At 56.7% G+C, this 17,675-nt stretch carries 16 protein-coding genes; 12 read left to right on the forward strand and 4 right to left on the reverse strand.

Translation table 11 applies throughout. The features are described 5' to 3' along the window. The first annotated feature begins 206 nt into the window (after positions 1-206). Complete coding sequence (avtA, locus tag IM282_RS19420; protein ID WP_192970741.1) at positions 207-1,460, forward strand: valine--pyruvate transaminase; 1,254 nt, start codon at positions 207-209, stop codon at positions 1,458-1,460. 7 nt (positions 1,461-1,467) lie between these two features. Here avtA and IM282_RS19425 read toward each other — a convergent pair whose 3' ends face one another. Both IM282_RS19425 and yiaJ read right to left on the reverse strand, forming a co-directional pair. Further along, on the reverse strand, positions 1,468-1,923 hold the full coding sequence (locus IM282_RS19425; protein ID WP_192970742.1) for a 4Fe-4S dicluster domain-containing protein: 456 nt from the start codon (positions 1,921-1,923) through the stop codon (positions 1,468-1,470). 3 nt (positions 1,924-1,926) lie between these two features. Beyond that, positions 1,927-2,745: an IclR family transcriptional regulator YiaJ gene (gene yiaJ / locus IM282_RS19430; RefSeq protein WP_015572751.1), complete on the reverse strand. Its 819-nt coding sequence runs from the start codon at positions 2,743-2,745 to the stop codon at positions 1,927-1,929. A 224-nt stretch (positions 2,746-2,969) separates the two neighbouring features. Between yiaJ and yiaK the strand changes: the two genes are divergently transcribed. The 8 genes from yiaK (at position 2,970) to araD (ending at position 10,545) form a co-directional block, all read left to right on the forward strand. Then, the gene (yiaK, locus tag IM282_RS19435; protein WP_192970743.1) at positions 2,970-3,968 is read left to right on the forward strand and encodes a 3-dehydro-L-gulonate 2-dehydrogenase; all 999 of its coding nucleotides are present in this window, start codon (positions 2,970-2,972) and stop codon (positions 3,966-3,968) included. A 10-nt stretch (positions 3,969-3,978) separates the two neighbouring features. Next, on the forward strand, positions 3,979-4,446 hold the full coding sequence (locus tag IM282_RS19440; RefSeq protein WP_163347348.1) for a YhcH/YjgK/YiaL family protein: 468 nt from the start codon (positions 3,979-3,981) through the stop codon (positions 4,444-4,446). A gap of 26 nt (positions 4,447-4,472) precedes the next feature. Further along, positions 4,473-5,399 carry a DUF4862 family protein gene (locus IM282_RS19445; protein WP_023298859.1) on the forward strand — a complete coding sequence of 309 codons (927 nt, stop codon included), beginning with the start codon at positions 4,473-4,475 and terminating at the stop codon, positions 5,397-5,399. A gap of 45 nt (positions 5,400-5,444) precedes the next feature. Next, a complete protein-coding gene (locus IM282_RS19450; RefSeq protein WP_063201713.1) occupies positions 5,445-6,764 on the forward strand; it encodes an MFS transporter in 1,320 nt (439 codons plus the stop codon). Positions 6,765-6,837: 73 nt separating this feature from the next. Then, positions 6,838-8,343, forward strand: a complete 1,506-nt coding sequence (locus IM282_RS19455) for an FGGY-family carbohydrate kinase (RefSeq protein WP_069597046.1) — start codon at positions 6,838-6,840, stop codon at positions 8,341-8,343. Beyond that, the gene (gene ulaD, locus IM282_RS19460) at positions 8,340-8,993 is read left to right on the forward strand and encodes a 3-keto-L-gulonate-6-phosphate decarboxylase UlaD (protein WP_023298862.1); all 654 of its coding nucleotides are present in this window, start codon (positions 8,340-8,342) and stop codon (positions 8,991-8,993) included. The genes IM282_RS19455 and ulaD overlap by 4 nt, the downstream gene beginning before the upstream one ends. Positions 8,994-8,995: 2 nt before the next feature. Next, positions 8,996-9,856: an L-ribulose-5-phosphate 3-epimerase gene (locus tag IM282_RS19465; protein WP_023298863.1), complete on the forward strand. Its 861-nt coding sequence runs from the start codon at positions 8,996-8,998 to the stop codon at positions 9,854-9,856. Then, positions 9,850-10,545: an L-ribulose-5-phosphate 4-epimerase gene (araD, locus tag IM282_RS19470; protein ID WP_038416909.1), complete on the forward strand. Its 696-nt coding sequence runs from the start codon at positions 9,850-9,852 to the stop codon at positions 10,543-10,545. Before IM282_RS19465 ends, araD begins: the two co-directional genes overlap by 7 nt. Here the strand turns inward: araD and IM282_RS19475 are convergent, their stop codons facing one another. Continuing rightward, complete coding sequence (locus IM282_RS19475) at positions 10,546-11,364, reverse strand: helix-turn-helix domain-containing protein (RefSeq protein ID WP_192970744.1); 819 nt, start codon at positions 11,362-11,364, stop codon at positions 10,546-10,548. Between the two features lie 225 nt (positions 11,365-11,589). On the opposite strand from IM282_RS19475, the gene IM282_RS19480 reads away from it, so the two are divergent. Both IM282_RS19480 and IM282_RS19485 read left to right on the forward strand, forming a co-directional pair. Then, the gene (locus IM282_RS19480; protein ID WP_022649754.1) at positions 11,590-12,990 is read left to right on the forward strand and encodes an MFS transporter; all 1,401 of its coding nucleotides are present in this window, start codon (positions 11,590-11,592) and stop codon (positions 12,988-12,990) included. 10 nt (positions 12,991-13,000) lie between these two features. Beyond that, complete coding sequence (locus IM282_RS19485; protein WP_032626985.1) at positions 13,001-14,950, forward strand: glycoside hydrolase family 127 protein; 1,950 nt, start codon at positions 13,001-13,003, stop codon at positions 14,948-14,950. Positions 14,951-15,082: 132 nt separating this feature from the next. On the opposite strand, the gene aldB is transcribed toward IM282_RS19485, so the two are convergent. Continuing rightward, the gene (aldB, locus tag IM282_RS19490) at positions 15,083-16,621 is read right to left on the reverse strand and encodes an aldehyde dehydrogenase AldB (protein WP_023307168.1); all 1,539 of its coding nucleotides are present in this window, start codon (positions 16,619-16,621) and stop codon (positions 15,083-15,085) included. Between the two features lie 166 nt (positions 16,622-16,787). Here aldB and IM282_RS19495 point away from each other — a divergent pair, with 166 nt between their 5' ends. Then, on the forward strand, positions 16,788-17,672 hold the full coding sequence (locus IM282_RS19495; RefSeq protein WP_023298868.1) for an ROK family protein: 885 nt from the start codon (positions 16,788-16,790) through the stop codon (positions 17,670-17,672). Positions 17,673-17,675: the final 3 nt, after the last annotated feature.

Consider the following 17,675-nt stretch of genomic DNA (forward strand, 5'->3'; position numbering starts at 1 on the left):
GCAAGGGGATTGCACGGTGCGGTCTTTCACCCTCGCCCCTTTGGGGAGAGGGCCGGGGTGAGGAGACATTCATCAGAACGATTCACTGCAATAATCCCTCTCCACCATACAAAACAACAAATCCGACCACATCCGCCGATTTGCACCAACACGGTGCTGGCGTTATGGTTACTGCCTTTCATATTAAGCCCGACAGATCACCTGCTATGACGTTTTCACAATTCGGCGACAAATTTACCCGCCATTCAGGCATTACCCGCCTGATGGAGGACCTCAACGACGGGCTGCGCACCCCAGGCGCTATCATGCTTGGCGGCGGAAACCCGGCTCAAATTCCGGAGATGAACACCTACTTCCAGACGCTGCTGGCAGACATGCTGGAAAACGGTAAAGCAACCGATGCGCTATGTAATTACGACGGCCCTCAGGGTAAAACAGAACTACTGACGCTTCTGGCGACAATGCTGCGGGAAGCGCTGGGTTGGGATATCGAACCACAGAACATTGCACTGACAAACGGCAGTCAGAGCGCGTTTTTCTACTTATTCAATCTGTTCGCCGGACGCCGCGCCGACGGCACCACGAAAAAAGTGCTGTTCCCGCTGGCACCGGAGTATATCGGCTATGCCGATGCCGGCCTCGAAGAAGACCTGTTTGTTTCCGCACGTCCGAATATCGAGTTGTTGCCAGAGGGCCAGTTCAAATATCACGTCGATTTTGAACATCTGCATATCGGTGAAGAGACGGGCATGATCTGCGTATCTCGTCCCACCAACCCGACGGGGAACGTGATCACCGACGACGAGCTGATGAAGCTGGATGTGCTGGCGAATCAGCACGGCATCCCGCTGGTGATCGATAACGCCTATGGCGTACCGTTCCCGGGGATCATCTTCAGCGAAGCGCGTCCGCTGTGGAACCCGAACATCATCCTCTGCATGAGCCTCTCCAAGCTGGGCCTGCCGGGCAGCCGCTGCGGCATTATCATTGCTAACGAGAAAATCATCACCGCCATTACCAACATGAACGGCATTATCAGCCTTTCCCCTGGCGGCATCGGCCCGGCGATGATGTGCGAGATGATCAGGCGTAACGACCTGCTGCGCCTGTCAAATGAGGTGATCAAGCCGTTTTACTCTCAGCGCGTTCAGGAAACTATCGCCATCCTTCGCCGCTACTTACCGGAGGAACGCTGCCTGATCCATAAACCGGAAGGGGCAATTTTCCTGTGGCTGTGGTTTAAGGATCTGCCCATTACGACAGAGCTGCTTTATCAGCGTCTGAAAAAGCGTGGCGTGCTGATGGTCCCGGGGGATTACTTCTTCCCGGGTCTGGATAAGCCGTGGCCGCATACGCACCAGTGCATGCGCATGAACTACGTCCCGGACCCGGAAAAAATCGAAGCGGGTGTGAAAATTCTCGCCGAAGAGATTGAGAACGCCTGGCGCGAGGCCGGTTAATAAAACCTCAGGCCAGATTACGCAGCCGTTCCACGCGTAGTCTGGCGGGGTCTAAGCAGCGCAGCGCGTGGGTGGGACAGGCTTCGACGCAGGCGAGACCGCCCTCGCGATGCATGCACAAATCACATTTCAGCGCCTGAACGCGATCTCCCACAACCCGAACCTGCATTGCCCCGAACGGGCACGCCACCATACAGCTTTTGCAGCCGATACAGCGAGCCTGCTCAACGAGCCAGGCTCCCGCAGCACGGTAAATGGCCCCCGTCGGGCAGACATTCGCGCAGGGCGCATCTTCACACTGGTGGCAGCCCACGGCCGTGGTGAAGGTTCCCCCCTTAACCACGCGGATACGTGACGTAAACGCTTCTGGCGTGGCGCTGCTTTGATGCGACATCATGCACGCCACCTCACAGGTGCGGCACCCGATACATTTTTCAGGATCCGTCAGAATAAATCGGTTCATCAGTTACGCCTCGCGCACGTTAAACCCCAGTTCTTTCGAGATAGCTTCCGCCGTGTCACGCAGCGGTTTTAACAAGTTTTTCTCGCCCACCTGCTTCATGCGCGACGTCGACAGCGAAATGGAGATGGCATAGGGCACGCGCCCGTGAATATCAAAGACCGGCACGGCGATACATGACACACCCAGCTCGTTCTCTTCTTTATCCATCGCCATACTGTGATCGCGAATTTCCGCCAGCTCATCATACATCGCGCTCAGTTCGGTGATGGTGTTGCGGGTCAAAGGTTGGATCTGTTCCTGGTGGCTTTCCCAGTAGCTCGCCACGTAATCCTGATGACCAAACGCCATATAGATTTTGCCCATCGCAGAACAATAGAGCGGCATGTGCTGGCCGATATATGCGCGCGTGCGCAGCATACCGGTTGTTGGCTCAAGCTTATAAATCAGGATCGCGTGATCATCTTCACGGCTGGAGAAGTTGACCGTTTCGCCGGTGGCAATGTTCAGCGCCTCGAGGTGCGGCGCCGCCACGTGAATAATATTGAGCGATGAAAGCGCCTTTTGCCCGACGGCGATAAATTTGGTGGTCAGACGATAGCTCCCTGCCGCCGGCGCCGGCGTCACGTACCCGCACGACTGCAACCCCTGCAATAACCGGTGCACGGTGCTTTTATTCAGCCCCGCCAGTTCTGATAAATGCGCAAGCGGACACCCGTTTGGATAGTTACTGAGGATTTCAATCAGCATCAGGCCGCGAAACAAGCTCTGGCTACCTGCTGGCCTCTCTTTTTCTTGCGTCATTTCGCTCTCTTTTATGCTCATCAAATGGCTCCTGTTTATCGCGCCCTGATGGTAGCGCAAAGTGTGGTTTAGTTCACGATCTCAACAGAAAAAACACAACCATTTGATTTTAATCGGTTTTGAAAAACGTGAATGTCGTTGATCTGACAAAATTTGATCGCTATATCTGAAATCAGATTTCGCATAGTGAAATTTAACGATAAAAAAGCACTCGCACTTGCCCCTAAAAAAACAGGAGAACAGGGATGAAAGTGACCTTCGAAGAGTTGAAAGCGGCGTTCAATCGGGTTCTGCTCGATCGCGGTGTAAAAGCGGATACCGCAGACGCCTGCGCCGAGATGTTCGCCCGCACCACGGAGTCCGGCGTTTATTCACACGGCGTCAACCGCTTCCCGCGATTTATTCAGCAGCTTGACGCAGGCGACATCCTCCCTGACGCCCAGCCGAAACGCGTAACGACATTAGGCGCCATCGAACAGTGGGATGCGCAGCGTTCCATCGGCAACCTGACGGCGAAGAAGATGATGGACCGTGCTACCGAGCTGGCGTCCGATCACGGGATCGGCGTGGTGGCGCTGCGTAATGCTAACCACTGGATGCGCGGCGGTAGCTACGGCTGGCAGGCGGCGGAGAAAGGCTATATCGGCATCTGCTGGACCAACTCTATTGCCGTGATGCCCGCGTGGGGATCAAAAGAATGCTGCATCGGCACAAACCCCCTGATCGTTGCCATTCCGTCGAATCCAATCACCATGGTCGATATGTCGATGTCGATGTTCTCCTACGGCATGCTGGAGGTGAATCGCATGGCCGGACGCGAATTACCGGTCGACGGCGGCTTTGACGATGAGGGCAATCTAACCAGAGAGCCGGGCGTGATTGAGAAAAACCGCCGCATACTGCCCATGGGCTACTGGAAAGGTTCTGGCTTATCGATTGTGCTCGACATGATCGCCACCTTGCTCTCTGACGGCGCATCCGTTGCGGAAGTGACCCAGGACAACAGCGACGAATACGGCGTATCGCAGATCTTTATCGCCATCGAAGTGAATCGCCTGATCGACGGCCCAACCCGCGATGCCAAACTACAGCGCATCATGGACTTCATCACCACCGCAGCGCGCGCTGATGAAAACGTCGCCGTCCGTCTGCCAGGCCATGAGTTCACTCGCCTGCTGGAAGAAAACCGCCGGGACGGCATCACGATTGACGACAGCGTGTGGGCGAAAATCCAGTCTCTGTAAGGAGTGGGTCATGATATTCGGACATATTACACAGCCAGATCCATGTCGCCTGCCGCTGGCGATTGAAAAGGCGCTTAATTTTCTGCGTACCACGGATTTCACCACCCTGGCGCCGGGCGTGATCGAAATTGAAGGCCGCAACATTTTTGCCCAGGTTCTCGACCTCACCACAAAGGAACAGCACGAGAACCGCCCTGAAGTCCATCGCCGCTATCTGGATATCCAGTTTTTGGCCTGGGGCGAAGAAAAAATCGGTATTGCTATTGATACCGGGAATAACAAAATCAGCGAATCATTGCTGGAGCAACGGGATATTATTTTTTATCACGACAGCGAACACGAGTCGTTTATCGAAATGATACCTGGCAGTTACGCCATATTTTTCCCGCAGGATGTTCACCGTCCTGCCTGTATTAAAAACAAGGGATCCGCAATTCGTAAAATTGTGGTGAAAGTGGCCATCAGTGAATTAGATTAATTTTCTGATAAATACAGGAATGCGAAATGACCAACACCGGTTTTATTATTGGTGCGTACCCCTGCGCACCCTCGTTTCACCAGAAAGGGGAGCAGGAAGAACACGCCTTCTGGCGGGAACTTTCCGACACGCCAAATATTCGCGGGCTGGAACAACCTTGCCTTGAAAATCTCCATCCGTTTGGTGATGAATGGCTGTTTCGTCATACGCCGGGCAACTGGCAGATCGTTGTCACAGCCGTTATGGAAACCATGCGCCGCCGCGGCAGCAACGGCGCGTTTGGCCTGGCGTCCGCGGACGAAGAACAACGTAAAGCGTGCATTGAATATTACCGCCATCTGCATCAAAAGATTGATGCCGTTAACACCCGCTTTCCCGGGAAAGTGGTCGCTCTGGAAATGCAGGCCGCACCACAGGCGGGTAATGATTCTGTCGAGCAAGCGACAGAAGCATTCTCCCGCTCGGTAAGGGAAATCGCGAGCTGGGACTGGGGCTGCGATCTGGTGCTGGAACACTGTGATGCGATGAATAGCCCGGCGCCGCGTAAAGGGTTCTTGCCCTTAGAGCAGGTGCTGGAGGTAGTGAGAGAGACCGATATCAGCGTCTGTATCAACTGGGCACGTTCGGCCATCGAAGGTCGCAACACCGCCCTTCCGCTGGAACATGTTCAGGCGGCACTCGCTGCCGGGAAACTGGGGGCGCTGATGTTCTCGGGCACGACCCCTCGCGGTGAGTACGGAGAATGGCAGGATCTGCACGCGCCGTTTTCTTCGTTCTGTGCCGACAGTCTCATGTCCACTGAACATGTAAAAACGCTGTTTACTGCGGCGAGCGCCGCAACATTGAAATTCTCCGGTATTAAATTACTGGAAATAAATGCTAATGCTGACGTCAGCCATCGCATCGCTATTTTGCGCGACGGCATTAGCGCTATGAATAAAGCATCACAATAAAAATAAAGAATACATTTTCCGGTTACCTTCACTGAGATATTAACTATGAATATTTCTTCTAATGCTCTACACGCGGACATTCCGCGCCAGCGCTGGCTAAGGATCATTCCCCCTATTCTTATCGCCTGCATTATTTCCTATATGGACCGCGTAAATATAGCTTTTGCGATGCCCGGCGGTATGGATGAAGAGCTGGGCATTTCCGCCACGATGGCGGGCCTGGCGGGGGGGATCTTTTTTATCGGCTATTTGTTCCTGCAAGTTCCCGGCGGCAAAATTGCCGTGCACGGCAGCGGTAAGAAGTTTATCGGCTGGTCGCTGGTTGCCTGGGCGGTGATCTCGGTTCTGACCGGGCTTGTGACCAACCAGTATCAGCTGCTGGTACTGCGCTTCTTACTCGGCGTGGCGGAAGGTGGGATGCTGCCCGTTGTGCTCACGATGATCAGTAACTGGTTCCCGGATGCCGAGCGCGGCCGCGCCAACGCGATTGTGATCATGTTCGTGCCCATCGCCGGGATCATCACCGCCCCGCTGTCGGGCTGGATTATTACCGCTCTCGACTGGCGCTGGCTGTTCATTATTGAAGGTCTGATGTCCGTTGTTGTGCTGGTGCTGTGGGCGTTCACCGTCTACGACCGGCCGCAGGAAGCACGCTGGATCTCTGAGGCCGAGAAAAACTACCTGGTACAAACCCTGGCGGCAGAGCAGCAGGCCATTGCGGGTAAAGAGGTGAAAAACGCCTCGCTCAGCGCAGTGCTGTCTGACAAAACCATGTGGCAGCTGATCGCCCTCAACTTCTTCTACCAGACCGGCATTTACGGTTACACCCTCTGGCTGCCCACCATTCTGAAAGAACTGACGCACACCAGCATCGGCCAGGTGGGAATGCTCGCCATTCTGCCTTACATCGGCGCCATTGCCGGCATGTTCCTGTTCTCTACGCTCTCTGACCGCACCGGCAAGCGCAAGCTGTTTGTTTCCCTGCCATTGATTGGCTTTGCGCTCTGCATGTTCCTCTCCGTGGCGCTGAAAGAGCACACCTGGCTGGCCTATGCCGCGCTGGTGGGCTGTGGCTTCTTCCTGCAATCCGCAGCGGGCGTGTTCTGGACCATCCCGGCGCGTCTGTTCAGCGCTGAGATGGCGGGTGGCGCTCGCGGCGTGATTAATGCCCTGGGCAACCTCGGCGGGTTCTGCGGTCCTTATGCGGTAGGCGTACTGATCACCCTGTACAGCAAAGACGCAGGCGTTTACTGCCTGGCGGTTTCGCTGGCGCTGGCATCGCTGCTGGCCCTGCTGTTACCGGGGAAATGCGATGCCGGAGCAGAGCCCAACCCCACGGTGAACTCGCATAAGCGTGCGGCCTGAGGCCCTCACCTGATTCATTAAACCAAACCGTAGGCCGGGTAAGCGAAGCACCCGGCAATTAAGCGAGAAGAAGATGAGTGAAAAAGAGCCCTTCTGGCTGGGTATCGATTGTGGCGGTACTTATCTGAAAGCCGGTTTATACAACAGCCAGGGCAAAGAAGTCTGTATTGAACGCCGCTCAGTGGCCACGCTCAGCCCACGCGCTGGCTACGCCGAGCGGGATATGCACCAGCTCTGGCAGCACTGCCACAAAACCGTCGCCCTGCTGCTTAAAAATTCAGGCGCTGACGGCGGTCAGATTAAAGGCGTTGGCATTTCAGCCCAGGGCAAGGGGCTGTTTTTGCTCGATAAACAGGATCGCCCCCTGGGTAACGCCATACTCTCCTCCGATCGCCGTGCGCTGGAGATCGTGCAACGCTGGCAGCAGGACGGTATACCCGAAAAGCTCTATCCGCATACTCGCCAGACGCTGTGGACGGGGCATCCGGCCTCACTCCTGCGCTGGGTTAAAGAGAACGAGCCGCAGCGGTATCAGCAAATCGGCAGCGTGATGATGGCGCACGATTACCTGCGCTGGTGTCTGACCGGGGTCAAAGGCTGCGAAGAGAGCAACATCTCGGAATCCAATCTCTACAACATGAATATCGGGCAGTACGATCCGCAGCTCACGCGCTGGCTCGGCATCAGCGACATTGACGGTGCCCTGCCGCCTATTATCGGTTCAGCAGAAATTTGCGGGGAAATCACCGCTCAGGCAGCCGCACTGACCGGTCTCACGGCGGGTACTCCCGTCGTTGGTGGACTGTTTGATGTGGTTTCCACCGCGATCTGCGCCGGGCTGCATGACGAAAATACGCTGAATGCCGTAATGGGGACCTGGGCCGTGACCAGTGGGATTGCCCACGGCATCCGCGACAACGAGCCGTTCCCCTACGTCTATGGCCGCTATGTCCATCCGCAGCAGTTCATCGTTCACGAAGCCAGCCCCACCTCGTCCGGCAACCTGGAATGGCTGACGGCCCAATGGGGCGAAATGTCATTCGATGAGATTAACCACGCCGTGGCCAGCCTGCCAAAAGCTGAAAGCGATGTGTTCTTCCTGCCTTTCCTCTACGGCAGCAACGCCGGACTGGAGATGACCAGCGGCTTCTATGGTTTGCAGGCGCTGCATACCCGCGCGCACCTCCTCCAGGCGGTTTATGAAGGGGTGGTATTCAGCCACATGACCCACCTCAACCGTATGCTCGAACGCTTTCCCCACGTGCAGACCCTGCGCGTGACGGGCGGCCCCACCCATTCGGACGTGTGGATGCAGATGCTCGCGGACGTCAGCGGCCTGGCGATTGAACTCCCGCAGGTGGAAGAGACCGGCTGTTCCGGTGCGGCGCTGGCCGCGCTCGTCGGTACAGGTCTCTATCCCGATTTTTACGCCGCTCAGCGCGCCCTCAGGCATGACATCCGGATGATTGAACCTGACATGCGTGCCCATGCCGCCTACCAGCGCAAATATCACCGTTACCAGCTACTGATTTCAGCATTACAGGGCTATCACGCCCGTGTTAAGGAGTACGACCTATGAGCCGACCATTATTGCAGCTGGCGCTCGACCACACCTCACTTCAGGCCGCGCAGCGGGATGTCGCGACGCTTTCCGATCACGTCGACATCGTCGAAGCCGGCACCATCCTGTGCCTGACCGAAGGGCTAAACGCCGTTCGCGCCCTGCGCGCGCAGTGTCCGGATAAAATTATCGTGGCGGACTGGAAAGTCGCCGATGCCGGAGAAACGCTGGCTGAGCAGGCGTTTGGCGCAGGCGCAAACTGGATGACCATCATCTGTGCCGCCCCGCTGGCCACCGTTGAACGTGGCCACGAGGTCGCACTGCGCGGCGGCGGCGAGATCCAGATGGAGCTGTTTGGCAACTGGACGCTGGACGACGCGCGCGCGTGGCACCGCATCGGGGTGAAGCAGGCGATATACCACCGTGGACGCGACGCACAGGCCAGCGGCCAGCAGTGGGGCGAGGCGGATCTCAGCAAAATGAAGGCGTTGTCCGATATCGGGCTACAGCTTTCCATCACTGGCGGTATCACCCCCGCTGACCTGCCGCTGTTTAAGCAGATCAACGTCAAAGCCTTCATTGCCGGGCGCGCGCTGGCAGGCGCCGCCAATCCGCCGCAGGTGGCACAAGCATTCCATTCGCAAATTCGCGACATCTGGGGAGAGTAACCATGCGTCAGCATCCGTTAGGGATTTACGAAAAAGCGCTGCCAAAAGATCTCTCCTGGCCGGAGCGCCTGGTTCTGGCAAAAAGCTGCGGCTTCGATTTTGTGGAGATGTCGGTGGATGAGACCGACGAGCGTTTATCGCGCCTTGAATGGAGTACCACGCAGCGCGCCTCTCTGGTGGAAGCGATGCTGGAGACCGGCGTGGCCATCCCGTCGATGTGCTTGTCTGCCCATCGTCGCTTCCCGTTTGGCAGCCGCGATGACACCGTGCGCGAACGCGCCCGCGAGATCATGACCAAAGCCATCCGGCTGGCCCGTGATTTGGGTATTCGCACCATCCAGCTTGCGGGTTATGACGTGTACTACGAGGAGCATGACGAGGGCACGCAACAGCGCTTTGCCGAAGGGCTGGCGTGGGCCGTAGAGCAGGCCGCTGCCGCGCAGGTAATGCTGGCGGTAGAGATCATGGACACCGCGTTTATGAACTCCATCAGCAAGTGGAAAAAGTGGGACGACATGCTCGCCTCGCCGTGGTTCAGCGTTTACCCGGACGTCGGCAACCTGAGCGCGTGGGGCAACGACGTCACCGCCGAGCTGACGTTGGGCATTGACCGCATCGCCGCTATCCATCTGAAAGACACCCGGCCCGTAACCGAAAAAAGCCCCGGCCAGTTCCGCGATGTGCCGTTTGGCGAGGGCTGCGTCGATTTCGTTGGCGTGTTTAACACGCTGAATCAACTTAACTATCGCGGCGCATTTCTGATTGAAATGTGGACCGAAAAAGCCAAAGAGCCGGTACTGGAGATCATCCAGGCGCGCCGCTGGATTGAAGCCCGAATGCAGGAAGGAGGCATGACATGTTAGAACAACTCAAAGCCGAGGTGCTGGCGGCAAATCTCGCCCTGCCCGCCCACCAGCTGGTGACGTTCACCTGGGGCAACGTCAGCGCGGTTGACCGTGACAGCGGCATGATGGTGATCAAACCATCCGGCGTGGAGTACGACGTGATGACCGCAGAAGATATGGTGGTGGTAAATATCGCCACGGGTAAAGTGGTCGAGGGGAGTAAAAAACCCTCCTCCGACACCCCGACCCATCTCGCGCTGTATCGTCGTTACCCGGAAATTGGCGGCATTGTGCATACCCATTCCCGCCACGCCACCATCTGGTCGCAGGCGGGGCAGGATTTACCCGCGTGGGGAACGACGCACGCGGACTATTTCTACGGTGCGATCCCCTGCACGCGGCTGATGACGACGGCTGAAATCGCGGGTGAATATGAATACCAGACGGGGGAAGTCATTATCAAAACCTTCGAGGAGCGCGACATAAGCCCGATGCAGGTCCCGGCGGTGCTGGTTCATTCTCACGGCCCGTTTGCCTGGGGCAAAGACGCTGCCGATGCGGTACACAATGCCGTGGTGCTGGAAGAGTGCGCCTATATGGGGCTTTTCTCGCGCCAGCTTGCACCTCAGCTTCCGGTTATGCAGCAGGAATTGCTGGATAAGCATTACCTGCGCAAGCATGGCGCAAATGCCTATTACGGCCAGTAATCATCCGGAATTAATATGCTCTTTACAGTACCGCCGTTTCCAGACGGCGGGCGTTAACCCGGTATGTTTCGAGAATATTTGCCGGAAATAACCCACGTCATTAAAACCGCACCGGGTGGCCACTTCAGTTAATGAGGCCGCATCGTTCAGCAACAATTTTTCAGCGGCCCTGACGCGCTGGCGGTGTATTGCCTCCGTCAGGGTTAAATGAAACGTCCGGCGAAATACTCGCCCCAGGTAATCTGCATTGCAATGCAGCTCTTTCGCCAGCTGTGAAGTGGATATGGGCAAATGAAAGTGAGTGCGGATAAGCTGTTTGGCCTTCCACGCCATTGCTGCGCCCGCATCATCCGCTTTATCTTCATATCCCGGCGAGAGCGATATCTGCTGCAAAATTAACAGCAAAATTATCTCCAGCGCCTGGCTACGCTGTAATTTTTCCTGCTCGCTTAAAAACTGACGGAATAACGCAATAACATATTGCGGATCCCGCACGCTACAGTGTTGCTCAATCGACAGTGGCGTCGCACCTGGCAACGCAGGCAAGCCTTCATCCACCTCAAAATGCAGCCAGTAAAATTTGAGATCGCCCGGAAAATCTTCCACGCCGACATGCCGCCGCTTCGGCCAAAGTAATAAACTCTCGCCGGCGTTTACCTCAAACAGCTTATTTTCCTCCTGGATCGTTAATGTCCCTTTTTCGACAAAGATTATCTCCCACGAAGATAATTTTCGTGCGGGATGACGACCCACGCCCCGGGAGATAAATAACCCGCCATTTTGAACCTTAATCGGAAGTGCTATGGATAATTCAAGCATGGATATTCAATTTCCCGCTTTTATGGTGGCTAATATTGCGTTTATTGTTTGATTATTAATAAATATCAGCAGAACAGCTCGATCAAACTCACAGTTTTACCATCAGGTCGGAATCGTCACCTTTTTATACTTTTCCCTTCCCTTGTTGGTCTGCCCGTTGAATGCAGAATAAATGGGGTACCTTGCACAAATACGATAATAAATCGTTTATCGAGGAGTTACCTCATGACTTCCACACCGATTACAGACGCAGAAGTTGCAAAACAGGCAGCCGATGACCGACTGTCAGTCCGCGAGAAAATTGGCTACGGCCTGGGCGACGCGGGCGGCACGGTAATTACCTGCCTGATCATGAACTTCCTGACCTTTTTTTATACCGATGTATTTGGCCTGACGCCCGCGCTGGTGGGCACGCTGTTTATTGCTCTTCGGGTATTTGACGCGATTTCCGATCCGGTGATGGGCGTGATTGCCGACCGCACGCAGAGCCGCTGGGGGCGTTTTCGTCCGTGGCAGCTGTGGGTCGCGCTTCCTATCGGGATCGTCGGCGTGCTGACCTTCACCGTCCCGGACGCCAGCATGGGCGTGAAAATCGCCTGGGCGTTCGGCACCTATTTGCTGTTGTCCGTAGGCTATACCGCCATCAACGTGCCGTATTGCGCGCTGATCAACACCATGACCACCCGCCACAACGAGGTAATATCCTGCCAGTCCTGGCGCTTCGTACTGTGCGGCGTGGCGGGCTTTCTGGTCTCCGTTGGCCTGCCGTGGCTGGTGTCAGAGCTGGGACAGGGCAATACCGCCCGGGGTTATCAGCTGGGCGTCGGCGTACTGTGCGCCATCGCTGTGGTGATGTTCTTGTGCTGCTTCTTCTGGGTGCGCGAGCGCGTCCCGCTTGCGCTGATGGGGAAATTCACCCTGCGCGAGCACCTGGCGGGCCTGCGTAAAAACGATCAGCTGCTGCTGATGCTGGTGATGTCGTTTCTGCTGATCAACGTCTTCAACATTCGCGGCGGCGGGTACATGTACTTCATCACCTACGTGCTTCAGGGCAGCACGGCGTACACCTCGTTGTTTTTCACCATGGTGACCTTTGCCGCCATTCTGGGCGCGGTGATCGTCAACCCGCTGTCGCGGCGGATTGATACCGTCAAACTCTACTACTACACCAACCTGGTACTCGCTGCGCTTGCTATGGGAATGTGGTTCCTGCCAGGTGGCCCGGCGCACCAGACGCTCTGGCTTATCGTGATTTTAAGTAACGGCGTGATCCTGGGCTTCACCCTGCCGCTTCACTTCTCGCTAATGGCCTTTGCCGATGACTACGGCGAATGGAAAACCGGCGTGCGCTCCTCGGGGATGAATTTCGCCTTCAATCTATTTTTCATCAAGCTCGCGTGGGCATCCAGCGCCGGGATCATCAGCCTGGTGTTTATTGCCGTGGCCTATCAGCCAGGCGCGGGCAACCAGACACCCGCCTCATTGCAGGGCATCACCGCCATGGAGACGCTGCTCCCTGCCCTTTTCCACCTGCTGCTGGCGGTCGCTATCCGCTGGTGCAGGCTTAACAATCCCGTGATGTCGCGCATTGCCACCGATTTGCGCCAGCGTCATGTACAGTCCTGAGGAGAACGATATGACCATAATGGAAGCCGACCTGCATCAGCTGAAAATCAACGACCCGTTTCTTGGTCAGTACCAACGGCTGGTCCGCGATGTGGTAATCCCCTACCAGTGGGATGCGCTTAACGATCGCGTGGCGGAGGCTGAACCCAGCCACGCCATCGCCAACTTCCGCATCGCGGCCGGTCTGGAACAGGGGGCGTTTTACGGGATGGTCTTTCAGGACAGCGACGTGGCGAAATGGCTCGAAGCCGTGGCGTGGTCGCTGTGCCAGAAGCCGGATGCCGAACTGGAAAAAACCGCCGACGAGGTGATCGAGCTGGTCGCAGCGGCGCAGTGTGAAGATGGCTATCTCAATACCTATTTCACGGTGAAAGCACCGGCCGAGCGCTGGACCAATCTGGCCGAGTGCCACGAACTGTACTGCGCCGGGCATATGATTGAAGCGGGTGTGGCGTATTTCCAGGGAACCGGAAAGCGCCGCCTGCTGGACGTGGTGTGCAGGCTGGCGGATCATATCGACAGCGTGTTTGGCCCGGGCGAAAACCAGCTGCACGGCTATCCGGGCCACCCGGAAATCGAGCTGGCGCTGATGCGGCTGTACGACGTCACGCAGGAGCCACGCTATCTCAATCTGGTGAAATACTTTATTGAGGAACGCGGCACACAGCCTCACTTCTACGATATCGAATATGAGAAGCGCGGCAGAACGTCATACTGGAACACCTATGGCCCGGCGTGGATGGTCAAGGACAAAGCCTACAGTCAGGCGCATCAGCCCCTTGCCGAACAACAAACGGCCATCGGCCATGCCGTGCGTTTCGTCTACCTGATGGCGGGCATGGCGCATCTGGCGCGCCTGAGCAACGACGAAGGGAAACGTCAGGATTGCCTGCGGCTGTGGAACAACATGGCACAGCGCCAGCTGTACATCACCGGCGGGATTGGCTCACAAAGCAGCGGCGAGGCATTCAGCAGCGATTACGATCTGCCCAACGATACGGTCTATGCCGAAAGCTGCGCCTCCATCGGCCTGATGATGTTTGCCCGCCGGATGCTGGAGATGGAGGCGGACGGCCACTACGCCGACGTGATGGAGCGCGCACTATACAACACGGTGCTGGGTGGCATGGCGCTGGACGGTAAGCATTTCTTTTATGTGAATCCGCTGGAAGTGCACCCGAAAACACTGGCCTTTAACCATATCTATGACCACGTGAAACCGGTGCGCCAGCGCTGGTTCGGCTGCGCCTGTTGCCCGCCGAATATTGCGCGCGTGCTGACCTCGCTGGGGCACTATATTTATACCGTTCGCCCGGACGCGCTGTTGATCAACCTGTACGTGGGAAACGATGTCGCCATTCCGGTGGGGGAAAACACCCTCCAGCTGCGTATTAGCGGAAACTATCCGTGGCATGAGCAGGTGAAAATCGAGATAACCTCACCAGTTCCGGTGACTCACACGCTGGCCCTGAGGCTGCCGGACTGGTGTGCGGAACCGGCTGTTTCGCTCAATGGTCAAGCCATTACAGGCGAGGTCTCCCGTGGATACTTATACCTCAACCGCAGCTGGCAGGAAGGCGACACGCTGACGCTGACGTTACCGATGCCGGTCCGCCGCGTGTACGGCAACCCGCAGGTGCGCCAGCAGGCGGGGAAAGTCGCATTGCAGCGTGGGCCGCTGGTTTACTGCCTGGAAGAAGCCGATAACGGCGCAAATCTGCATAACCTTTCTTTGCCGCAAGACAGCGCGTTTCGGGTATTTGAAGGCAAAGGCATTTTCGCGCACAAGATGCTGATACAGGCGGAAGGGATTGGGTGTCAGGCGAAGGACACTGATGCCCTGTGGCAGTACGACCACTCGCCGGTAGAACGTCAGCCCCAGACGCTGACCTTTATTCCGTGGTTCAGCTGGGCAAACCGGGGAGAAGGGGAAATGCGGATATGGGTGGATGAAGGCTGAATAACTGCGGCCTGTTGCCCTCACCCCAGCCCTCTCCCACGGGAGAGGGAGTAAAAAGTAGGCCGGGTAAGGCGAAGCCGCCACCCGGCTTTAACCCGGCTCAGGCCGCCCAGGACGGCCTGAGCCGGGAGATTAAAACAGCCCCAGCGGTTTATCGGAGTAGCTGACTAACAGACATTTCGTTTGCTGGTAGTGCTCCAGCATCATTTTATGGGTTTCGCGCCCGATGCCCGACTGTTTGTAGCCGCCAAACGCCGCATGAGCCGGATAGGCGTGATAGCAGTTTGTCCATACGCGTCCGGCCTGAATGCCGCGGCCCATTTTATAGGCCAGATTACCGTTACGGCTCCAGACGCCCGCCCCCAGGCCATACTGCGTGTCGTTCGCGAGCTCCAGCGCCTCGTCCATGGTTTTAAACGTGGTGACGGCCAGCACCGGTCCAAAAATTTCCTCCTGAAAAACGCGCATGTTGTTCTTACCGAACAGGATAGTCGGCTCAAGGTAGTAGCCCTCCTGCAAATCGCCTCCCAGCACCTTACGACGACCGCCGGTCAACACATCGGCCCCCTCTTTTTTACCGATATCAATATAGTTGAGGATGGTTTCCAGCTGGCCATGCGATACCTGCGCCCCCATCTGGGTAACGTTATCCAGCGGATTACCGCTGCGAATCGACTCCACGCGCCGGATCGCCCGCTCCATAAAGCGCTCATAAATGGATTCCTGCACCAGCGCGCGGCTCGGACAGGTGCAGACTTCGCCCTGGTTAAACGCGAACAGCGCAAACCCTTCCAGCGCTTTGTCGAAGAAGGCGTCCTCTTCATCCATCACGTCGGCAAAGAAGATGTTCGGCGATTTCCCGCCCAGCTCCAGGGTGACCGGAATGATGTTCTGGGTCGCGTACTGCATAATCTGCTGACCCACTTCCGTTGAGCCGGTAAACGCCACTTTGGCGATACGCTTTGAAGTAGCCAGATATTCGCCGATCTCTCCCCCGGCCCCGTTGACCACGTTAATGACCCCCGGCGGCAACAGGTCGCCAATTACCTCCATCAGCAGCAGTACCGAAAGCGGCGTTAAGCGTGCAGGTTTCAGCACAACGCAGTTACCCGCCGCCAGCGCGGGCGCCATTTTCCAGCTCGCCATCAGCAGCGGGAAGTTCCACGGAATAATTTGCCCCACCACGCCGAGCGGCTCGTGGAAGTGATACGCCACGGTATCTTTGTCAACTTCACTTATTCCCCCCTCCTGGGCACGGATGCAGGACGCAAAATAGCGGAAATGGTCGATCGCCAGCGGCACGTCCGCCGCCATGGTTTCGCGGATCGGCTTGCCGTTGTCCCACGTTTCTGCGGTCGCCAGCAGCTCCAGATTCTGCTCCATCCGATCGGCGATTTTGAACAAAATGGCCGCTCTGTCCTGAACGGACATTTGCCCCCACTTATCTTTCGCCTTATGCGCCGCATCCAGCGCTAAATCGATATCCCGCTTGCCCGAACTGGCAATTTCACACAGCGGCTGGCCGGTAACGGGCGTCAGGTTGGAATAGTATTCACCGTCGACGGGCGCCACCCAGTCGCCGCCGATAAAGTTGTCATAGCGGGGCTTCAGCTTAAGGGGAAAACCATACTCGCCAGGCTGGATACGCGATGAGGGAGGATTGTTTGTCATGACCGTCTCCTTGCTGTTGTTGTACAACAAGGGTAGTTCCGGCTGGTGATTTTCTCGCCAGCGGGTAGCGGGTTTACGAGCCGCATCACGGATTACCGTACTTTACGTTTCGTTTCTGCCGCCGCAGCCATACTTAATAGCTCAAGGGCTCATGAGGAATGATGCAATGCAGCTATTTATCGGCTTTGACGTGGGTGGAACCCACATCAAACACGGCGTAATTAATGAAAACGGCGAAGAACTGACATCCGATGAATATGATACGCCGGACGATGAAAGCACCTTCAAAGAGAAGTGGAAAGCGGTAGTGGATAAGTACTGCCAGGAGCACGAGATCGCCAGTATTGGCGTGAGTTTTCCAGGACATATCAATCACCATACCGGCGAAGCGGCCAAAGCCGGAGCGCTGGACTATCTTGACGGCGAAAACCTGTGCGAACTGTTCGCACAGCTGACCGATCTCCCCGTGACAATCGAAAACGATGCCAATTGCGCGGCGCTGGGCGAGCGCTGGCAGGGCGCGGGCAAGGACTATGAGCATTTCGTCTGCATCACCATCGGCACCGGCATCGGCGGCGGTATCGTCATGGAGGGCGATCTCTACCGCGGGTCGCACTACCGGGCGGGTGAGTTTGGCGTGCTGCCCGTAGGCAATGAGGGCGAGCCGATGCATGAAGTGGCGTCCGCCAGTGGCCTGATGAAAGCCTGCCGCCGCGCGCTGGCCGTGTCGGAAGATGAGATGCCTGATGGTGAGGAGCTGTTTAAACGCATGGACAGCGACGTGCATCTGCGCGAAGCCATTGAAGCGTGGGCGCATTGTCTGTCGCGCGGTATTTACAGCGTGATCTCTATGTTTGATCCGCAGGCGGTGCTGATTGGCGGCGGCATTAGTGAGCAGGAGAAAATCTATCTCCTGCTGGATAAATATTTACAGCGATTCGAGGAGTGGGAAGCGCTCCGGGTGCCCATCCTTCCCTGCGAGCTGGGTAACCAGGCGGGAAGGCTGGGCGCGGTCTGGCTGGCTAAGCAGAAGCAGGCGCGCAGCGCTTAACGC

This window comes from Enterobacter cloacae complex sp. P29RS, from assembly GCF_014893445.1.
Taxonomy (GTDB): Bacteria; Pseudomonadota; Gammaproteobacteria; order Enterobacterales; family Enterobacteriaceae; genus Enterobacter; species Enterobacter intestinihominis.